This is a genomic window from Pseudoalteromonas rubra (genome assembly GCF_000967655.1).
GTDB classification, from domain to species: Bacteria; Pseudomonadota; Gammaproteobacteria; order Enterobacterales; family Alteromonadaceae; genus Pseudoalteromonas; species Pseudoalteromonas rubra_A.
The window spans coordinates 1-19,592 of sequence record NZ_JXYA01000060.1 but is presented as its reverse complement, the minus strand read 5'-3'; the positions used below and the strand labels follow the sequence as shown (position 1 = coordinate 19,592).

At 49.5% G+C, this 19,592-nt stretch carries 12 protein-coding genes and 2 tRNA genes; 12 read left to right on the top strand and 2 right to left on the bottom strand.

The genetic code is table 11. The features are described from left to right. Positions 1-4 precede the first annotated feature (4 nt). From TW77_RS21405 to TW77_RS21390, 4 genes are all read left to right on the top strand, one after another. Positions 5-81: transfer RNA gene (locus TW77_RS21405), tRNA-Asp, on the top strand. Between the two features lie 32 nt (positions 82-113). Next, positions 114-190: transfer RNA gene (locus TW77_RS21400), tRNA-Asp, on the top strand. A gap of 388 nt (positions 191-578) precedes the next feature. Then, positions 579-3,473, top strand: coding sequence for a putative Ig domain-containing protein (locus TW77_RS21395; RefSeq protein ID WP_046006996.1), 2,895 nt, complete (start codon positions 579-581; stop codon positions 3,471-3,473). A gap of 149 nt (positions 3,474-3,622) precedes the next feature. Beyond that, a complete protein-coding gene (locus TW77_RS21390) occupies positions 3,623-4,390 on the top strand; it encodes a substrate-binding periplasmic protein (RefSeq protein ID WP_046006995.1) in 768 nt (255 codons plus the stop codon). Between the two features lie 10 nt (positions 4,391-4,400). Here TW77_RS21390 and TW77_RS21385 read toward each other — a convergent pair whose 3' ends face one another. After that, entirely contained in the window at positions 4,401-6,428 is a 2,028-nt protein-coding gene (locus TW77_RS21385) for a winged helix-turn-helix domain-containing protein (RefSeq protein WP_046006994.1), read from the bottom strand. Between the two features lie 264 nt (positions 6,429-6,692). On the opposite strand from TW77_RS21385, the gene TW77_RS21380 reads away from it, so the two are divergent. The 4 genes from TW77_RS21380 to TW77_RS21365 all read left to right on the top strand — a co-directional run bounded on the left by TW77_RS21380 (position 6,693) and on the right by TW77_RS21365 (position 11,695). After that, a complete protein-coding gene (locus tag TW77_RS21380) occupies positions 6,693-8,960 on the top strand; it encodes a DUF5916 domain-containing protein (protein WP_046006993.1) in 2,268 nt (755 codons plus the stop codon). A 96-nt stretch (positions 8,961-9,056) separates the two neighbouring features. After that, on the top strand, positions 9,057-9,962 hold the full coding sequence (locus TW77_RS21375; protein WP_205623894.1) for an SMP-30/gluconolactonase/LRE family protein: 906 nt from the start codon (positions 9,057-9,059) through the stop codon (positions 9,960-9,962). A gap of 67 nt (positions 9,963-10,029) precedes the next feature. Then, the gene (locus tag TW77_RS21370) at positions 10,030-10,611 is read left to right on the top strand and encodes an ABC transporter ATP-binding protein (protein WP_046006992.1); all 582 of its coding nucleotides are present in this window, start codon (positions 10,030-10,032) and stop codon (positions 10,609-10,611) included. A 7-nt stretch (positions 10,612-10,618) separates the two neighbouring features. Further along, on the top strand, positions 10,619-11,695 hold the full coding sequence (locus tag TW77_RS21365) for a DUF6136 family protein (RefSeq protein WP_046006991.1): 1,077 nt from the start codon (positions 10,619-10,621) through the stop codon (positions 11,693-11,695). Positions 11,696-11,926: 231 nt separating this feature from the next. Here TW77_RS21365 and fadE read toward each other — a convergent pair whose 3' ends face one another. After that, positions 11,927-14,383, bottom strand: a complete 2,457-nt coding sequence (gene fadE / locus TW77_RS21360; protein WP_046006990.1) for an acyl-CoA dehydrogenase FadE — start codon at positions 14,381-14,383, stop codon at positions 11,927-11,929. A 209-nt stretch (positions 14,384-14,592) separates the two neighbouring features. On the opposite strand from fadE, the gene TW77_RS26065 reads away from it, so the two are divergent. The 4 genes from TW77_RS26065 to TW77_RS21340 form a co-directional block, all read left to right on the top strand. Beyond that, positions 14,593-14,883, top strand: coding sequence for a DUF6419 family natural product biosynthesis protein (locus TW77_RS26065; RefSeq protein ID WP_046006989.1), 291 nt, complete (start codon positions 14,593-14,595; stop codon positions 14,881-14,883). Positions 14,884-14,945: 62 nt separating this feature from the next. After that, on the top strand, positions 14,946-16,079 hold the full coding sequence (locus TW77_RS21350; protein WP_046006988.1) for a 4-phosphoerythronate dehydrogenase: 1,134 nt from the start codon (positions 14,946-14,948) through the stop codon (positions 16,077-16,079). A gap of 1 nt (position 16,080) precedes the next feature. After that, complete coding sequence (locus TW77_RS21345) at positions 16,081-17,097, top strand: aspartate-semialdehyde dehydrogenase (protein ID WP_046006987.1); 1,017 nt, start codon at positions 16,081-16,083, stop codon at positions 17,095-17,097. A 329-nt stretch (positions 17,098-17,426) separates the two neighbouring features. Then, positions 17,427-19,592: FimV/HubP family polar landmark protein (locus TW77_RS21340; RefSeq protein ID WP_046006986.1), on the top strand; the 2,166-nt coding region annotated here is incomplete at its 3' end.

Genomic DNA, 19,592 nt, shown 5'->3' with positions numbered 1-19,592 from the left:
CTGCGGAGTGGTAGTTCAGTTGGTTAGAATACCGGCCTGTCACGCCGGGGGTCGCGGGTTCGAGTCCCGTCCACTCCGCCATTTGATATAAGCATAAAAAGTCATACCACTGCGGAGTGGTAGTTCAGTTGGTTAGAATACCGGCCTGTCACGCCGGGGGTCGCGGGTTCGAGTCCCGTCCACTCCGCCACTTTTTATTTCTCCTCCATTATTACTTCCTGAAAACTCCTGGTAATTTAATTTATCATTATTACTTAATAGCACCTGAACTACATAAGTTATCTCAACAGCCTAGTCTTTATCTTGGTTATATTGAAAACTAAGTTTAATACTGGTTCAGTTATTCTTGCCCTTTTCACAATTCTTTTGTCCTTTTTGCAATATTCCAAGAAATATTAATTTGTAAATAGGTGTAACCCTGTCTGCTTAATCTGTTAATGAGTGTTACTTTGGCCAGTTTTGTTCCTTTTTTAATTGAAGCGCTTTTTTGGCAAAGGCATAATACGCCTAATTAATTTCAATATAGTAAATAATAAACCGAATGGCTTTCTCCATCCGGAAAAATAATAAGGACAGGTATGAAATCTCTCAATACGGCGAGTATTTTACTTATAACCTTGCTTGGTGCTACCGGATGTGGCAGCTCAGGTGATAACCACCTTTCTTCCGGATCGGCTAACAGTGGCGATAAAGACCAAGTGGTAGACAGTGGTAACACGGGTGATAAAGATTCAGGCGATCAGGGCACGACAAGCAAAGGTGATGATGTTTTAAACGTCAAAATTATAGGCGCCATTGAAAAAGGCCCTTTTGTAGTTGGCTCTTCCGTCACAATCAATAAATTGACCGAGCTAGGTCAGAACACCGGGACCACAATCGTTACTAATACAACCAATGATTTGGGCCATTTTGATTTTAATGCCAATGCAACAGATTTATTGCAGATCACCTCAACAGGGTATTATCGTAATGAGATAACCGGCGAGCTATCGTCAGATACTGTTACCCTGAGATCATTATATAAAGCGGATGAAAATGCGCAGCAACAGGCGAATGTAAACTTACTGACCCACCTGACCAGTACCCGCGTTCTGGCATTGTTAAAATCCGGAGAAATGAGTTTTGAGCAGGCTGTTGTGCAAGCGGAAGAAGAATTCAAGCGCACATTTCAACAGGTGATTGCTGCGCCAGAAGGAAAAGAGTTTGCCTCTGTGTCGATTTTTGACATCCAGGGGTCGTCAGACAGCGCCTATTTGTTGACAGTCTCGGCCTTGGCCTATCAATACGCATTGAACAAGTCGTCAGCCAAAAACACAGCCTCAGAGGGTGAGCTCACGTTTCTCATTAATGAACTGGAAGAAGACTTTGGTGCCGATGGTAAAATTGATGATGCACAAAAGCTGACTGAGCTCAAAGCAATGCATGCCGATATTGACCCCGTTGCTGTGACAAATAATATTAGTCAATGGATCAAAGGGCAGAGTACGCTAACTGTGCCGGATATCAACCGCTATTTGGACAGCGACCTGGATGGCTTGGTGAATATAACGGATACCGATGATGATAACGATGGTATTCCTGATGATGAAGATACAAACCCATTCATTGCGCAGCTCGTAAGTGATGATCTTAGTCTGAGCGTGGCGGAAGATACTGTGCTTGCCATTGAGATCAGTTCAAATTCTCCACTGGATCGTGAAATCGTGTTTGAGGTACAAACTCAACCGCAGAATGGCCGTCTCACGGGGGCGTTTCCCCAATTTTCCTATCAGCCAAATGCTAACTTTAACGGACAGGACAGTTTTACGTTTGTATTACGTCAGGGGGAACTAACGAGTCGTGAAGTCACGGCTAGCATTAGTGTTACACCAGTAAATGATGCGCCTGCAATCTCAGGAACTGCATCATCTCAAGCTGTTGTAGGGGAGCGATACAGCTTTGTACCTGAAGCGAGCGACATTGATTTGTCGGCTTTGACCTTTTCGGTAGAAAATTTACCCGTTTGGGCGTCGCTGAATAACCAGACAGGAGAAATTTCAGGCACACCAACCGATGCCCATGGTGGCATGCATTCAGATATTAAAGTATCAGTCTCCGATGGTGAGTTGAGTGCTACGTTGCCGGAATTCAACATTCAGGTGTTATATTCTGCTTTGCCTGGGCCTGAGGGTCTGACATCAAGTGCTGAGGAAGCTGAACCCGGACAGCATGATGTAACACTGAGCTGGCAAAATGTCGAATATGCCGCAGATTATATGTTGCAGATAGCCAGTGATCAGAATTTCACATCGCCAAGTTACCATGACCTTACGGGCAGTAGTGAAATCAATCTGAAATTAAATTCGGGTACTCATTTCTGGCGTGTCAGTAGTGTAAACCCAGATGGCGTGGAAGGTACGTGGAGCAGTGTACAACAGATGGAGCTGGGTGTATTTACTGCGATATTTGGTGGTTCTGGTGAAGAATGGCTGTGGGATGCCATAGCAACCCAGGACGAAGGGTATTTGGTTCTGGCATCCACCCGTTCACCTGAGCTTGTTGAACAGGTCAATGCTGATCCGCATAGTTGGATATTTAAGGTAGACGCAAAAGGCAATCTGCAGTGGCAGTATATCCGTGCTTGGGACTCCTTCAATTACCTTCGCAAGGGGATTGAGTTATCGGATGGTTCATTTATTCTCATGGCATCAGGATCCAATCAACTCATAAAGTTGGATGCACAGGGTAGCGAGCTTTGGGACAAGGTGTATGAGCAACCTGCCGGGACCAGTAAATTCACCTCCATATTACAGGTCAATGGTCAGCTTATCGCAGGTAGAAGCACCCCAGAAGGCGAGGAGTTGGTTACTATCTCGGCCGAATCCGGAGAGGTGACCGGTAGTTTATCTTTACCTAAACCACAAACTGAAGTGGCCTCTACTATGTATATTTCGACTATGGGGCAAACTCAAGCGGGTAACCTGTGGGTAGCGGGTGGCGTAAACCCCGAAGGGCTTGATGGCCTGGGTGATCAATATAGGTATGCGGGGGCTTTTTTATATATCTATGATAAAGATTATGAGCCAGTTATAACCTGGCATAATGCTGGAAGTGGCACACTGACTGCCAATCTGCATGACATTTTTGAGCTTGAAAATGGTAACTTCTTTTTTTCAGGGCAGAGTGTGAGTGGATATGCTTGGGCCATGGTAAGTGGTGATGGGACCACGATTAAAGACGAGCTGTTAGATTCCGAGTTTTTGCAACTATACAGCATGTTTGAGAGAGATGGTTATTTCTACGGCATTGAAGTCCAGCTTGAAGGTGAGCCTGTTTTATTTAAGAGTGATATCAATGAGTGGCAGCGAGAAACAGTAAAAACGGTACTGGGAACCACTATGATTAACAACCAAGATGGCACTATCACATTATTCGATAGCTTTGCTTCAGGGCGGCAAGACGATATAGTGATAAAGAAAACAACATTAGAGTAACTTTTACTCGACGGCAGCCCGGGGCATATCGGGCTGCTGCTTCTACGTACCTGCTTAATTAACCCTCCTTTTTCTTGATCGCAGCCATAGTGAAAATTACGTGCTACCTTTATAACTGACTAATTGCGACGCCAAAGTGGTGCCATGTTATGTATTGGGCCTTTTTCTTTTTGATATTGTTTGGCGGGTCTGTTGCAAATTCCCACGAGGACATTCGTATCGCAACCGGCGAATACCCACCGTTTACCGGCAGTCAGCTTGTTGACGATGGCTTTGTTAATCATCTCATTCGCCAAGCGCTTGCAAATGAAGGGCTGGATGCCGAGTTTGTCTACCTGCCCTGGAAGCGCAGTTTTCAGGCTGCTCAGCAAGGGCAATATGATATGGCGTCTTACTGGGTTTGCGAGCGCGAATATCAGCAAGACTTTTATTGCAGCGACGAGTTGTACCGGGGCCAGTTGTTACTTTACTTTCGTGCCGATACTCCCTTGCCACAGTGGCAAACCATTGATGATCTTAAGCCTTATCGCATAGGGGCGATTTTAGGCTATGAATATGTACCTGAATTTCGCAAGGCAATGGAAGAGGGCGACTTGGATGTGATCATGGTCAGCAACGACCGGCTGAACCTGAACATGCTACTGAATGACCGTGTTGATTTAATTTTGTTAAGTGATACGGCAATGCAAAGCCTGCTTACGGAACATTTCTCAGCTTTACAGGCAGATAAAATACGCGCGCATCCAAAGCCGTTTTTAAATTACCAGGCACATGTGTTATTTCCTAAATCATTAAAAGGCAGCGCCGCTTTGCAGGCACGCTTTAATACAGGCCTGAAAAAGCTCAAAGCCTCAGGCGAGTTCGAACGTCAGTGGCAACGGCTGCTCAATGGTGAGTTCATCCCTCAGCAGGATTGAGTTGCGGCTGCTAATTTGCTCCGGATTTTTGGCTCAGCCGTTTGATGTCTCCTTCGACAGATTCCATCTTTGCAATCAGTAAAGTGCCATCGGCGGCAATATCGTAGTGCCACAACAAATTTTGCGTTTTCAGGAGCTCTGGCCGGGTATTGCCGTCAAGCGGCATGCGCCAGATATGATCCGTTTTTGACCAGGCGCTTTGCCAGTACAGGAAACCATCTCTCAGTCTGGGGTTCGTTACCTGGTGATAAGCCTTGGGGGCAAGTGATGCAAGTCGCGATTTATCTGAAAGCGGCACTGACAGATCTGTGACGCGATAAATGGCCGACTGTTTAAACACAAGCCAGTTTTGTGCCTGGTGGTCATACAGCAGCAGATCAGAGCTCACATTATAGCGGCGCTGTAGTTGCCCGGACTTACTGTAGATCAGCACCTCGTGGCCGTCGGTGGCCCACAGGGTTTGGCTGTCCAGCCAGCCAAAATGGCTGAGTGAATGCGATAACTGTGGGGTAAAGGTTTGCATCACACCCGAACGGTCAAGCAACAGCAAACGGGATTCCCGGTTAGCCAGAATATAGGCATTGTCCGGGCTCCAGGTGACAAAGTTGACGTACTCATCGCCGGTGTGATGAGTCAGCTGGATCACCCGGTCGTTGCTGTGCAAATAAATCTCGCAGGCACCGGTGCGACGCGACATAAATGCGGTCTCGCCCAGGCTGTTCGTGACGGGCAGATAGTCATGGCTTGAGCTGGAAAAAATCGGCAGGTTGTCTTTGTCGCGAATATTCACCTGCCAGCTTTCTGCGGCACTGAAAATATCTCCCTGATTGTCAACACTCAGGCTACTGAAGAGCCCCTGTGGCGTTGCGATAACCGGGTATTGTTGGCCATCCCGGGTGGTGGCAATCAGATTGTGGTGTTTGCTGCTGTCATTGGTGATCACGCTGTGGTGTTTTGGATCGTAAGCAATCAGCCAGACGGGGTAAGGCCAGCGCATCTGTACCTTAGCATCTAAGGTGATCAGCCGCGAGTGCAGGTTGGCATCTTTGACTAGGTAGTAAGTTTGCTCATCCCAGCCGCGCAGCGCAGTGATCAGCTTATCGCCTTTGTTCAACTTTAACGGGATGGGAATATATTTTTTACTATCAATATTATACTGATATGCATGTGTCCCCGCTTTGTCACGCACCGTGGCAATCAGTTGCGTGTCAGAGCGCCAGGTGGGTGCCTGAATATGGTAACAAGGCAGGTCCTGTGATCGGTGGAGCTGCTGACCTTGTGCATTGACTATCAGTAATCGACAGCCATCTCCCAGGTATTGCCAAAATGCCAGCCAGTCCTTAACTGGATGCCAGGTGGGTTTGGCAACCCGGTTATCAAAACTCAGACGCATATTATGGTTCCCCTGTTTATCGCTAATAACCAGAGTATTGAAATCGTCAACATAAGCCAGCAGAGGTTTGCTGGTATGGGCTGCGACATCAAACTCCAGCCCTAATTCATAGGTGATATCTTCAACCTCATAATGTGGCACAACAATGGGTTCTGGTGCTGAGGAAAAATAGGCAATGGCGCTGAAGCAGGCGGCAACTATGGGTAATACCAGCAATCGGGCGTGTTTTTTTCCAGTGGCGGCGGGCTCAGTCGCTGAGGCACTCTGGACCTCGGTATGCGCGCGTGCCTGAGGTTGACGCAGCTCAACAGGGGCAATAAATACATAGCCCCGCTTGGGCACCGTTTTAATAAAGCGAGGCCCTCTGGCACTGTCATTCAGAATGCGACGTAATTTGGTCAGCAATTGATACAGGCTATTAGATTCGACAATGGTATCTGGCCACAACGCCTCGCTCAGTGCATCCTGCGACAGGACCGTGTCGGGCGAGGCGACAAAAAGTTCCAGTAGTCTGGCAACCTGAGGTTCAAGCTTGATGACCACCTGGCTGTCTGGTGCGCGCAACTCATCCTGACTGGCGTCAAACTGCCAGGATAAAAAGTAATAGTGCTGAGCGCGTGTGTATGTCTCCCTGCTTGATTCCATCTTAGTCAGGCTACCTTGGTTATTTTATCTGTGTGACTGGCGCGGTAATGGAGTCCATACCAGTTCCTGTTAATCCATTGCGGCTTTTGCAATTTAATAAGTGGCAATCCAATGAGTACCTGAGCTTATGAGCTGAAATTAACCTAGTTCAGAACAAAGTCAATAATCATCAGCGTTTGATCATGCTTATTCAGGAAACTTTCAGCTTTTTTACGATGCTTTTCTGCTGCAATGCATGCAGTTACTCATATCGGGAGCAGTCATATGAAGCAGTACTATTGGATCTTGTGCATCAGTGCAGTGTTGAACAGTCAGGCGCTGTTAGCAAATCAAGTTCGGGACACGCAGATAAACCTCGACGGTCGCCTGGATGAAGCCGCCTGGCAGAGCGCCAGCCAGTTTAGGCGTTTTTATCAGGTGGTTCCTGCCACCCTGACAGTCCATACCGATAAGGTGCATGCCAGAGTATTTAGCGATAAATCAGGTATTTACATTGGTGTTGTTAACTATCAGGATGAGGCAAGCAGGCAGAAGCAGTTTAATATTCAGGACGCCTTTATGCAGGCCGAGTTCAACCGCATTGTGGTCGACTTTGCCGGTGATGGCAGTGGTGCCTATGAGTTTGCGGTAACGCTGGGCGGCGGTACGCAGGATGCGGTATTGACCCCGCAGCTGACTAAAGACAGCGACTGGGACGGTGACTGGCAGTCAGCGACGTTCGAGGCGGCGGATTTCTGGTCTGCTGAGGTGTTTATTCCCTGGCATACCGTGTCTTTTTACAATCCGGCGCACCGCGCTGATAGCGCGCAAGGCGAAATAGGGGTTTCTGTTCAGCTTTATGACCTGAGTAAAAATTATATCTATGCAAATCAAAAACAAACAACCAGCAATAGCGATTTCTATCTGGGCATGCCCAAGTTGAAATCGGCCATCCCACAGCACAGCCAGCTAAGCTTTGTGCCTTATGTTAGCCATCAGCAGCATTTTGCTGCGCAGGCGGCAGATAACAGCGACAGCGATGCAGGCTTTGATCTGTTTTATAAACCCAGTCACCATCAAAAATGGTCGGTGGCGGTGAACCCGGACTTTGGCCAGGTAGACAGTGACGAGGTCGATATTAACTACAGCGCCGTTGAAACGCTGCGCAGCGATAAGCGGCCTTTCTTTACTCAGGACATAGGCGTGTTCAGCGTGCAGGCATTGCAGGACACTAAGCTTATCCACACCCGGCGGATAGGCGCAGGCAGCGACGATGGCAGTGAGTTTATTACGCCCATCGACCTGGCTACCCGTTTTGTTCATCAGGGCGAGACCATACAGGTCGGCGCGTTTGCAGTAAAAGAAAATGACCTCGACAGTGACGCCGGTAAGCGTTTTTACGCTGCCCGGGCAAAGTATCGACAAAAACATTGGCAGTCGGGTGTGCTGGCCACTTATACCGACCGCCCCTGGCTGGCGCGCAATGCGAAAACTGTGGCCTGGGACAGCCAATATCAAAGTGCCACCTGGTCGTTTCAGGGAGCGCTATTGGCCAGTCAGGTAGAGCAGCACAGTGAACAGACGGGCAATGGGGTGTCAATGCAGCTGGGATATCAGTTCTCACCAAACACCACTGTAGAGGGACGCTATCTCAAGCTCAATGACCATTTTGATAATAGCGACCTTGGCTATGCTCAGCGCAATAACTGGCAGTACAGTGAGGCGAAGTTTAGCCATGCTATCAATACACAAAGCGACTGGTTATCGCGTATTAAGCACTCACTAACATTGCGCTACGAGGCAGATAATGACGGATTGAAACTACCGGCCCGGCAGGCTTATCTGAGCCAATGGTTGCTAGCCAGCGGCGGCCAGGTTGACCTGCACCTGGACAGAGTCAGCGGAGGCTGGCAGGACAATATCGGGCGTAACAGTCAGGCTTTTGAGGTGCCCGGAAACTGGGAAACCCGGGTAATGTATATCAGTCCTTATATCGGAAAATTTTCCTGGGCTGCCAGCTTTGAGTATGACAGGGAAGGGTTTGCAGGCAGTGCGCAGCAATATGCGGTCGATCTGACCTGGCTGCCACACCCAAACTGGACGCTGAAATTTAATAACTTTTACCGCACCGGGGATGGCTGGTTAATGGCAAGTGATACCGATCAGGTTACTCAGTATGAACGGGATTTCTTCGTCAATAAAATTCAGGTGAGCAGCCTTATCACCGACAAGCTGGAATTTTCTTCGACACTGGAATGGGCTGTCCTTGAGGCGCGCAGCGATCAGGTTTTTGCATTGCAGGACCACCAGCGCCAGCTGTTACACAATGTGGACACGAGCTTTGAGGACCGCCGCCTGTCCAGCCAGTTTAAGCTGCGTTACCGGATGGGGGCTCTGTCCGATCTGTTCTTAGTCTATCGCCGCGGTGCCGCTGTGGGAGACAGCTTACCCCGTGGTCAGATCGGTACACAGGCCTGGCTGGAGAGCGCAAAGCAGTTGTGGCAGGCACCGATGCAAGACTCGGTGTTAGTGAAAGTCAGGTATAAGTTCTGACAAACGCAGTGCAGCCCTTCGTTGTGTGAATATTTCTCAATTCACAGCGCGTGTTCAGCGTCGCATACTGAGTTTTTTATATTCAGGGACAAGGCTATGCCAATAAGACATGTAATGATTGTGGGCGCGGCGCTGAGCTTGCTTGCCTCGTGCACCGCTCATCAGAACACAACCAACTTGTATCAGGCGCAGGATTGGGTTACGGATGGGGTGTTTACTGACGGGGTGGAAGGTCCGGCTGTGGACCGTAATGGCGTGTTGTATGCGGTCAATTTTGCTCAGCAGGGTACAATCGGTCAGGTGAGCGGGCACGATAAAGCAAACCTGTATCTGACCCTGCCCAAGGGGAGCATAGGAAATGGGATCCGTTTCGACCCGCAGGGTAATATGTATATTGCCGATTATACTGGCCACAACGTACTGAAAGTATTGCCCGATAAATCGGTTACTGTGCTGGCTCATAACCCGCACATGCACCAGCCCAACGATTTGGCGATCAGTGACAGTGGTATACTCTTTGCCAGCGATCCGGATTGGCAAAACAGCCAGGGGCAAGTCTGGCGGATCTCTGCCGATGGTCAGACTCAGTTGCTGCGAGCCAATATGGGCACCACCAACGGCATAGAAGTCAGTCCGGATAACCGTACCTTGTATGTTAATGAGAGCGTGCAGCGGCGGATCTGGGCATTTCCACTCGATGAGCAGGGCATGACTGGCACGCCAGAATTGTTTTACGAATTCACCGAGCATGGTCTGGACGGCATGCGCTGTGATGAAAATGGCAACCTGTATGTAGCCCGTTATGGCGCAGGCGAAGTGGCTATCCTTTCACCGCAAGGCCAGCTTTTGCGCAAGGTTGCGCTGAAGGGCAAGTATCCGACCAATATTGCCTTTGGCGGCAAAGATGGCAGGCAGGTGTTTGTGACCATGCAAAAGCGCGGCGCTATTGAAACTTTTATTTCTCAATACGCAGGACGCGCTTTTAACCGACATACTTTGTAACGACAGCCGCATATGCCCGGCTCAGGTGTTTTGTTAATATCGGAACAGGCAACAATCAAGGACCTGTATGATAGAAATAAAACACCTGAGCAAAGTGTACCTGCACGACCCGGTTTTCTCTGACTATAGCGCGACACTGGCTGAGCAAAAGCTGTGCATTGAAGCGCCAAACGGGCAGGGGAAAAGCACCTTATTTAGGATCATTGCTGGTCTGGATGATGCCTTTCATGGCGCTGTGTTATTTGACGGGCAAACACAGCCTGCAGCGCAGCAAGTGGTCGCACTGGCCAGCGATTCAATCCCCTATCCGGAATTTTTGACAGCCCGGCAGTTGCTACAATTAACCGTCAAAAGCTGGGCGTGTCCCTGGCCTGAACTGATGATAACTCAACTGGGGTTTGAACCATTTCTGGATACCCGCTATGGCGCCTTGTCATCCGGTAATCAGAAAAAGTGTCAGCTGATCAACGCCATAATGCGTAATACACCTTACTTGGTGCTGGACGAGCCCAGTGCCGCATTGGATCATGCTAGTCTCGATGTACTGTTGGGCTGGCTGAAGCACCATCCTGCCCAGGTGATCATAAGTTGCCACGAACCTCAGGCTTTTATTGATATTGGCTTTGTCACTCAGCCGCTATTTGGGTGAGGTGGTGATGTTACATTTTTATCGGTATCGATATCGGGCATGGCGCACGGCGCTGGCTGTGCTGATGAAACAGCTGCAGCAATTCTCATTGATGTTTGTGACGCTGTTTTTTATTTTTATTCCTCAGCTTATCATTGGCGTGTTTTATGGCCTGGGTAAACTGGTGTCTTTCGACTCGCATGACCTGGCCATAAAGGTAGCATTTGGCTTTATATTACTGCAGAGCTTACTGCTACAGGCCGTTAAACCTGCAATCATGGACACCGCGCATCGCGCGTTTCACCCCACCTTGTTGCGTAGCCGGTTACATCAATATGCCGCTGACTGGGTCCTCCTGCTGGCATGTCATAGTTTGTTTATTGCGGCGCTCATCCTGGCAATGAGTATTGGTATTGATAAGCTCTGGCAGGCGCCGCAGCTGCCAGGCTTTATGCTGGTTCAGTGGCTATTTGCCCTGGCTTTACTCTATCGCCCGCAGACCTTGCTGAGTGCAATATTGGTTGCTTTTGTAGCCATCTGGTTGGTCCCCACTATCGAGATTTATCTGGCCGTTATTTTACTCTGGCTGGCGCTGGATTGGATCAGGCCCAGGTTCCGGGTAACACTGCCGCAGCCCCGGCTAAACCTTGCAAGCTTCTGGTACTATGTTATCCAAGCTTCCCCCTGGATGTTGCTGTGGCGCTCGGGGGCGTCATTACTGACTATGTGGGCCGGTTTGATCATTGCCAAAGAGCGGCCAGATCTTTTGCATTACTATACCTTAGTCATACTGCTCGTGAATCAGTTGTGGTGGAGCAGCCTGTATCTGGATACCAATAAACAGGTGGCCGGGCGCAGAGCCTATTGGCGCGGCCTGGGGGTATATTCTCAGCTTGTACTCAGCCAGTCATTGTTGATTTACGGAGTAAGTGTGGTGAGCTGGCTGGGGGGTGTGCTGCTGCTCAAGGGTGAACCATTCAGCCTGGCTGTGATATTGGGCAGCCCGCTGCTGATGTGGGTGGTTCAGCGCCATCCACAACGTTTGGCTGTGGCCTGGGGCAGTTTCAGTGTCACTGTGATGATGATTACAGTGTTGTTTATCTGAGTGGTAATACCAATTTGCTTAATTAAGTGTTCTATTTTGAGGCGAGAAAATATGTTCGATAACTAGGCAAAAACTTGCGAACTCATACCTTAGGTAAAGGTTCTAAATGAGAAGTTTTTAACACAGTTAGCGTCATATTTGCTCCGTCAAATTGAACAGGTATTAAGTGAAATTGGTATAAATAGCAGGCATAAAAAAGGCCAGCTTAGCTGGCCTTAGGTTCGAGACAAGTTACGCGGCGTTAGCGCCCGCGTCTTTTGCAACTACTCTGGCTTTACCAGCCAGTAGATCAGCCGGATCAAAGTCATCCACATTGATAACGGCCAGTCGCTTCGCTTCGACGGCTGCCAGTTTGTCGGCTTCGTCGTTGTTCAGCGCACCACATTCACGACCCATTTCGGCCACTTTGTCCAGGCGCATGAACGGTAGTTTTTCACCTTTGGCACGACATACTTTGTCGAACAGCGGCTCCACTTCCAGAATGTCCTTCAGTGTTTGCTCTTGTTTACCAATCAGGTTCAGCGGTTCATCGCGCAGGTAAATGTGTGAAGCCAGACGGTCACGGGCTGAGCTTGGCGTTTGCAGAAGCTGTGCCAGTTTGTGCTCCATCTGATCCGTTGGCTTACGAACCGGACGACCAAATGGGAACAGGATCAGCTTAAGCAGACCACGCAACGCCATTGACGGCATGTTGTTAATAAGGTCCGCCAGGGCTCGCTGACACAGGTACAAATGTTCCTGACAAGCCCACTGAACGTAAGGTAAGTCTTCTTTACGACGACCTTCATCGTTATAACGCTTCAGTGTGGCAGAAACCAGGTACAGGTAACTTAGCAAGTCGCCCAGTCGTGCAGAAATACGCTCTTTACGTTTCAGTGAACCACCAAAAACGGCCATACAGATGTCAGACATCAGTGCCAGCGACGCGCTGAAGCGCGCAGCAGCACGATAGTAATCCGCTGTTTCATCGTTAAATGGTACTTTGCTGAAGCGACCGCCAGTCAGGGCCAGCCACTTAGTGCGAACCAGGTTAGAAATGGTAAAGCCAATGTGGCCCATTAATGCCTGATCAAAGCTGTTCAGTGCTTCTTCTTTATCCTTAATGGTACAGGCGTTGAGCTCAGCCAGTACAAAAGGATGGCAGCGGATTGCGCCCTGACCGTAGATGATCATATTACGGGTCAGAATGTTTGCACCTTCCACTGTGATAGCAATAGGCGCACCCTGATAACCGCGGCCCAGGTAATTGTTTGGACCCAGACAGATCCCTTTACCACCGTGAATATCCATTGCGTGCTTGGTTGAATCACGCATTTGCTCTGTCAGGTGGTATTTCAAAATAGCAGAAATAACAGACGGTTTTTCACCTAAGTCGACGGCACCCGTTGACATGCTTACCGCAGCGTCACTGCTGTAGGCGTAACCACCCAGTTTAGCCAGCGCTTCTTCAATCCCTTCCATTTTACCAATGGGCAGTTTGAACTGACGGCGAATACGGCTGTATGCACCGCTGGCCAGCGCCAGAGACTTAATACCACCGGTTGAGTTAGACGGCAGTGTGATCACGCGACCCACTGACAGACACTCAACCAGCATGCGCCAGCCCTGACCTGCCATTTTCGGACCACCAATAATGAAATCAAGCGGTACGAAGACATCTTCACCCTGAGTTGGGCCATTCTGGAAGGGGACGTTCAGCGGGAAGTGACGGCGACCAATTTCAACACCCGGGGTGCTGGTTGGGATCAGTGCACAGGTAATACCAATTTCTTTTTTGTCGCCAAGCAGGCCATCCGGGTCGCGCATTTTGAATGCCAGGCCCAGTACGGTGGCTACAGGTGCAAGCGTGATATAACGCTTATTCCAGGTCAGGCGAATACCTAAGGTTTCTTTGCCTTCCCATTCACCTTTACAGACGATACCAAAATCCGGGATAGATGACGCATCAGAGCCGGCTTCCGGAGAAGTCAGGGCAAAGCAAGGGATCTCATCGCCTTTTGCCAGACGTGGCAGGTAATGATCTTTTTGCTCTTGTGTACCATAGTGCTGGAGTAATTCACCCGGACCTAATGAGTTAGGTACACCTACGATAGAAGACAGCAGAGTCGACTTACTGGTCAGCTTTTGCAGAACGCAAGACTGCGCATAGGCCGAAAACTCCAGACCACCGTATTGCTTTTTGATGATCATGGCAAAGAACTTGTTGTCTTTCAGGTATTGCCATACTTCCTGCGGCAGGTCGGTCAGCTCGTGGGTTGCTTCCCAGTCGTTCAGCATTGCACATACTTCTTCAACCGGGCCGTCCATAAAGGCTTGCTCTTCCGCAGTCAGGCGTGGTGCCTGATACTGGTGAAGTTTATTCCAGTTTGGGTTACCACAAAACAGATCGGCTTCCCACCAGGTAGTACCAGCATCGATAGCGGACTTTTCGGTTTCTGACATGCTCGGCGTGACTTTTTTGAACGCCTTGAACAGTGGCGCAACGATGTATTGTTGACGCACGTTAGTCATCGATAGAGGGATGGCAATGGCTAAAAAGATTAACCAGGCAAACGCGCCAAAGGCCCCGGCAAAGGTGCCAATTAGCAACGTCGCCGCAGCAACACCCAGACAGGTGTTCCAGCTCGCACGGTGGTAGCAGGCAGCGCTAACCAGTGCGATTAAAGCGAGTGTAAATAAAAGTGTCATGTTGTTATTCCTTGTAAGAGGTCTGACCACATTGGCTAGGCTAGCTTGTTGGACCAGTGATTTCAAGCTTAAAAAGCATCTTATCTTCATTTTAGTTGCTAATTATTTACCACGCGAGTTAACCATGTTGGTGTTGTTTTTATGTAATTGGTTTGTAATTTTTAAGTTCTTGCCTATAGTTTAGGAGATCATTCTAGGAGGGAATTGTCATGCAATATGGAACATTGTGTGTCGCGTCTGCGACGTTTTTTGCTATGCTGCTTTCAGCTCATCTTTACCAGCCTGCTGTTTTTCTTAACCTTGTCAGTTGCGTGTTGTGCGCCATTTACGGCTATCAGGGCGCCAGTATCATTGCCATGTTTCTAGCATGGTGTAATGTACAGGCGTTTTTGGTCAGTCCGTGGATCAATTTGACCGAGCAACCCAGTATCAAAATGTTGGTGATATTTTTGCTTTGCGTAATGTTTGCGGCCATCAGTATTGGGGTTCACAAACGTTAGTCTGTTGTCCAGGCGGTGGCTGCGGTACAATAAAGGGTCCGTGTATCGTTTGGGAAGAATGAATGAAGATCCTTGCAGATCAGAATATGCCCCTGGTTGAAGAGTTTTTCTCTGATCTTGGGGTTGTACAGCGTTTTGATGGCCGCAGCCTGAGCCCACAGCAACTGATTGATGCCGATGTGCTGCTCACCCGCTCTGTGACTCAGGTTGACAGCACACTGCTGGCCGAGGCATCGAAGCTCAAGTTTGTTGGCACCGCAACCATAGGTGTTGATCACATCGACCGGCCCTTGCTAACGCAGCGTGGTATTGGATTTGCCAGTGCCCCCGGCTGTAACGCGGTTGCCGTTGCTGAGTATGTGATCAGTGCTCTGTATGCGTATGCGCAGCACAGAGCGATTAATCTGCAAGGCAAAAAGCTGGGTATTGTTGGGGTTGGCAACATCGGCCAGTGTTTACACGACAAACTGGCTGCCAGCGGGATTGAGTTATTGCTGTGCGACCCACTGCGTCATGAGTCCGGTACGCTGGCTCAGCATATGCCACTTGACGAGCTGCTGGCGCAAGCCGATATTGTCACTTTTCATGTGCCTTTAGTTCGGACCGGGGCGCATCAGACGCGCCATCTGCTTAATGCTCAGCGGATCTCGGCACTTAAGCCTGATATGCTGGTGATTAACGCAAGTCGGGGCGATGTGATTGATAATCAGGCGTTGTTAAATGCGCTTGAGGGCGGTCAGTCAATCGACCTGGTGCTGGATGTGTGGGAAAACGAACCCGATATTCTGATGCCGCTGCTGGCACACACCTTATTTGCCTCTGTGCACATTGCCGGCCATACGCTGGAAGGCAAAGCGCGCGGTACTCAGATGTTGTACCAGGCTTTGTGCAGCCAGTTAGGCGTAGAAGCGAGTAAATCGTTGGAGTCGTTTTTACCTATTCCAGCACTGACTTCTTGCTATGCGGAGCATACGCTCAGTGAACAGGAACTCGGCAGACTGGTGCATCTGGTCTATGATATTCGTCGTGATGATGGCCTGATGCGCAGTAATATCGCCAGTCAGGGGTTTGATATGTTGCGTAAAAACTATCCCCCGCGCCGCGAGTTTAATACCCTCACGGTACAAAATGCGCCACAGTGTGGGCAACAGTTACAGCAGCTTGGTTTTAAAGTAGTTAATTCGAATGAGGAATAATATGTCGCAGAAATATGATGTGGCGGTGCTCGGGGCAACCGGGCTGGTTGGTAAGCAAATTATTGAAACACTGGCAGAGCGCAAGTTCCCGGTTGGCAACCTGTACCCGCTGGCGAGCAGCCGCAGTGCAGGTGAAGAAATTGAGTTTAACGGCGAAACGTTGACCGTGCTTGATGTCGAAGAGTTTGACTTTAGTCAGGCCCATATTGGCCTGTTTTCAGCCGGTGGTAGTGTCTCAGAGCAGTATGCGCCGATAGCGGCAGAAGCGGGCTGTGTGGTGATCGATAACACCTCGCACTTCAGATACGACTTTGATGTGCCTTTGGTGGTCCCAGAAGTAAACAGCGCAAGCCTGGCGGATTTTCGCAATCGTAACATCATCGCCAATCCAAACTGTTCGACAATCCAGATGATGGTGGCATTAAAGCCGATTTATGACGCTTATGGAATTGATCGTATCAATGTGTCTACCTATCAGGCTGTCTCTGGTGCTGGCAAAGAAGCGGTGGACGAACTGGCCAAGCAAACGGCTAACCTGATGAATGCAAGACCGATGGAAAACGAGGTATTCACCAAGCAAATCGCGTTTAATGTGATCCCTCAGATTGATACATTTCAGGACAATGGTTACACCAAAGAAGAAATGAAAATGGTCTGGGAAACACAAAAGATCCTTGGCGACAGCAGTGTTATGGTTAACCCAACCGCTGTGCGTGTTCCGGTCTTTTATGGCCATGCGGAAGCCATCCACCTGGAAACCCGCATGCCTTACGATCTTGAGCATATCAAGCAATTGCTGAATGAGGCACCTGGTGTGGAACTGATCGAAGATGAGCAGGATTACCCCACACCGGTCAGCGATGCCAGCGGCAACGATACCGTGTATGTGGGCCGCCTGAGAGCGGATATCTCACACCCTCACGGCCTCAACATGTGGGTTGTGTCTGATAACACCCGTAAAGGTGCCGCGACTAACAGCGTGCAAATTGCTGAAGAGTTAATCGCACACTATTTGTGATCTGTTACAGGGTTTGTCATTTATGACAGGCCCTGACCTTCCTTTGTTGTCGCTTCCTGACGGCAGCATTTTGCCACTTTTCATTTCTCTTGCGCCATGTCGGTGTAATTCGTCTATCCTTGAGAATAATCAGAGGCTTAAATAAAGCCCGGCTAACTCATTAAAAAGCATGATAAGAATGTTAATTTTCAATACTTTGGCGATGGATATTCGCCGTTATCTGGTTTATAGTTGGCAATTGGAACAGAGCTTGCACAAGCCCTATTAAGCACAATTCAGTAGTCGCGTCGCCGCCAGGGCAACGCAAGAAGAGTATACAAAGGAACAGCATGCGCGGTTTAGCCTTTATTTGTATCTTAGCAATGGCCCTTATTGCAGCGCCCGTTCACACTCAGGACGGGACCGTTCTTAAAGGTCCGAAAGGGGTGGACCTCGGTCTTCAGGGGCGTTCAGTTGGCCCGATTAAACCAACAGATACTCTGTGGCGTATCGCGCATAAAATCCGCCCCAGCGACTCGGTTTCTATTTATCAGGTGATGCAGGCGCTGTACGAGAAAAATCCGCAGGCTTTTCTCGACAACAACCTTAACCACATGCGCGATGGCGCGTATCTGAAAATCCCGACTTTGGCCGAAATTCGCCGTGTTAACCCTGAGCTTGCGCGACAAAAATCGGATCAGGATGATGAGCTTTGGGAGCTGAAAAAAAGCGGCAAGCTTGATCAGGCGACCATAGACGCTGCCGACAAACGTGTAACACAAGCGCGTAAGGTCGATGTAGAAGAGGCGCGCGAAGCGCTCACCAATGAGCTCAAATCACTTAAGATGGAGCAAGACTCCCGCCTGCTGGATTTACAAACCCAATTTAAAACGTCTGTGCGCAGTGTAGAAGAGATCCTCCAGGAAAATAACGAGCTTGAGAGAAAGCTGAATAATATTTCTGAAGAGCTTAAAAATGTTCAGGATCAGCTGGGCAGAGACAGTGAAATTCAGCAGCAGCTTAAAGCCGTGATCGACATGCAGAACGAGTTGATCGCGCAGCAGCAAATACAGGCACAGGCGGACGCCGAGTTCAGTGTTGCTAAACTATTTGCCAACCCTCTGGTTGTCGCCTTACTTGCCACCATTCCCTCTTTGCTGATCATAGGTGCGGTGGTGATGCGTATGCGTAAACGCAAGGCAAAACCAGCCGAGGAGGACGATGAATTCCTGCCGCAGTCTCCGGCTCCTGCAGCAGCCGGCGCCGCAGCTGCAGCAACAGCAGCCGCTGCAGCGGATCCCCTCGACCTCGATATTCCACACGATAATACGGACGATGCACTCAATGAAGGCGTTCAGCTGGATGACGATATTCTGCCGGATGACGAAATCGTCTTCGACAGCCTGGAAGATGATGCGTTTGAAGAAGGCAGTGACACGCTCGAGCAGGATGAACTGGACAGCTTACTGAACGACGACATTGTGTTTGACGACGAGTCAGAGGACAACAGCGAAGAAGCTGGCGCAGATGATCTGGACGACTTCTTACAACAGAATTTCGACGAAGGCGATGACAGTCTGGGTGATGAGATCACCCTGGATGTCGATGCAGAGTCAGCAAAAGACGATAACGACATACTCAGTGCCGATGATATTGACGACTTGTTCAACGAGGTCAGTGAAGGCACCGATGATGATACCCTGGATGTCAGTGATGACGCACTGGCTGCATTGAGTGAAGAACTGGCAGAGGAAAGCCAGGAAGAGGCTGGCGCAGCGGATGACGACTTTGATCTGGACGACATTGATAGTCTGATTGATGAAGTTGGAGAGTCGCCCCCAAAGTCCCCAGCGGCTGACGGAGCAGCGACAGACGATGGCTTGCTCAGTGCCGATGACATCGACGATTTGCTCGATGGGGCGCTGGATGACGAACCGGATATTGCTGAAGACGATTTTGATGTTGATGATATCGACAGCCTGCTGGACGAAGCGCAGGATAGCGGCGCAGACGCATCGCAGGCAGCAGATGCTGAACTCGACACCGACGATGATATTGACGCCTTATTGGCTGAGGCGCAGGGCGATGATGCTTCTGACGATACACTGACAGCAGAACTCGACGCTGATGACGATATCGACGCGTTATTGGCAGAGGCGCAGGGCGATGAAGCCTCTGACGATACACTGACAGCCGAACCTGACCTTGATCCAGACGATGATATTGACGCGTTGTTGGCTGAGGCGCAGGACGATGAAGCCTCTGACGATACACTGGCAGCCGAACCTGACCTTGATCCAGGCGATGATATTGACGCGTTATTGGCTGAGGCGCAGGACGATGAGGCCTCTGACGATACACTGACAGCAGAACCTGGTGTAGATCCAGATGATGATATTGACGCGTTACTGGCCGAAGCACAGGATAGTGATGCATTGCCTGACGAACAACCCGACGATATCGACAGCTTGTTAGAAGAGGAGCCGGAGACAGAGCCAGAAGACGAGCTACTGGCG

What these genes read in the sequence shown, in the direction of transcription:
- TW77_RS21345 (WP_046006987.1), top strand. Translation starts at nt 16,081, where the DNA reads ATGTCGCAGAAATATGATGTGGCGGTGCTCGGGGCAACCGGGCTGGTT.
- TW77_RS21380 (WP_046006993.1), top strand. Translation starts at nt 6,693, where the DNA reads ATGAAGCAGTACTATTGGATCTTGTGCATCAGTGCAGTGTTGAACAGT.
- TW77_RS21350 (WP_046006988.1), top strand. Translation starts at nt 14,946, where the DNA reads ATGAAGATCCTTGCAGATCAGAATATGCCCCTGGTTGAAGAGTTTTTC.
- TW77_RS21385 (WP_046006994.1), bottom strand. Translation starts at nt 6,428, where the DNA reads ATGGAATCAAGCAGGGAGACATACACACGCGCTCAGCACTATTACTTT.
- TW77_RS21375 (WP_205623894.1), top strand. Translation starts at nt 9,057, where the DNA reads ATGCCAATAAGACATGTAATGATTGTGGGCGCGGCGCTGAGCTTGCTT.
- TW77_RS21365 (WP_046006991.1), top strand. Translation starts at nt 10,619, where the DNA reads ATGTTACATTTTTATCGGTATCGATATCGGGCATGGCGCACGGCGCTG.
- TW77_RS26065 (WP_046006989.1), top strand. Translation starts at nt 14,593, where the DNA reads ATGCAATATGGAACATTGTGTGTCGCGTCTGCGACGTTTTTTGCTATG.
- TW77_RS21390 (WP_046006995.1), top strand. Translation starts at nt 3,623, where the DNA reads ATGTATTGGGCCTTTTTCTTTTTGATATTGTTTGGCGGGTCTGTTGCA.
- TW77_RS21395 (WP_046006996.1), top strand. Translation starts at nt 579, where the DNA reads ATGAAATCTCTCAATACGGCGAGTATTTTACTTATAACCTTGCTTGGT.
- TW77_RS21370 (WP_046006992.1), top strand. Translation starts at nt 10,030, where the DNA reads ATGATAGAAATAAAACACCTGAGCAAAGTGTACCTGCACGACCCGGTT.
- fadE (WP_046006990.1), bottom strand. Translation starts at nt 14,383, where the DNA reads ATGACACTTTTATTTACACTCGCTTTAATCGCACTGGTTAGCGCTGCC.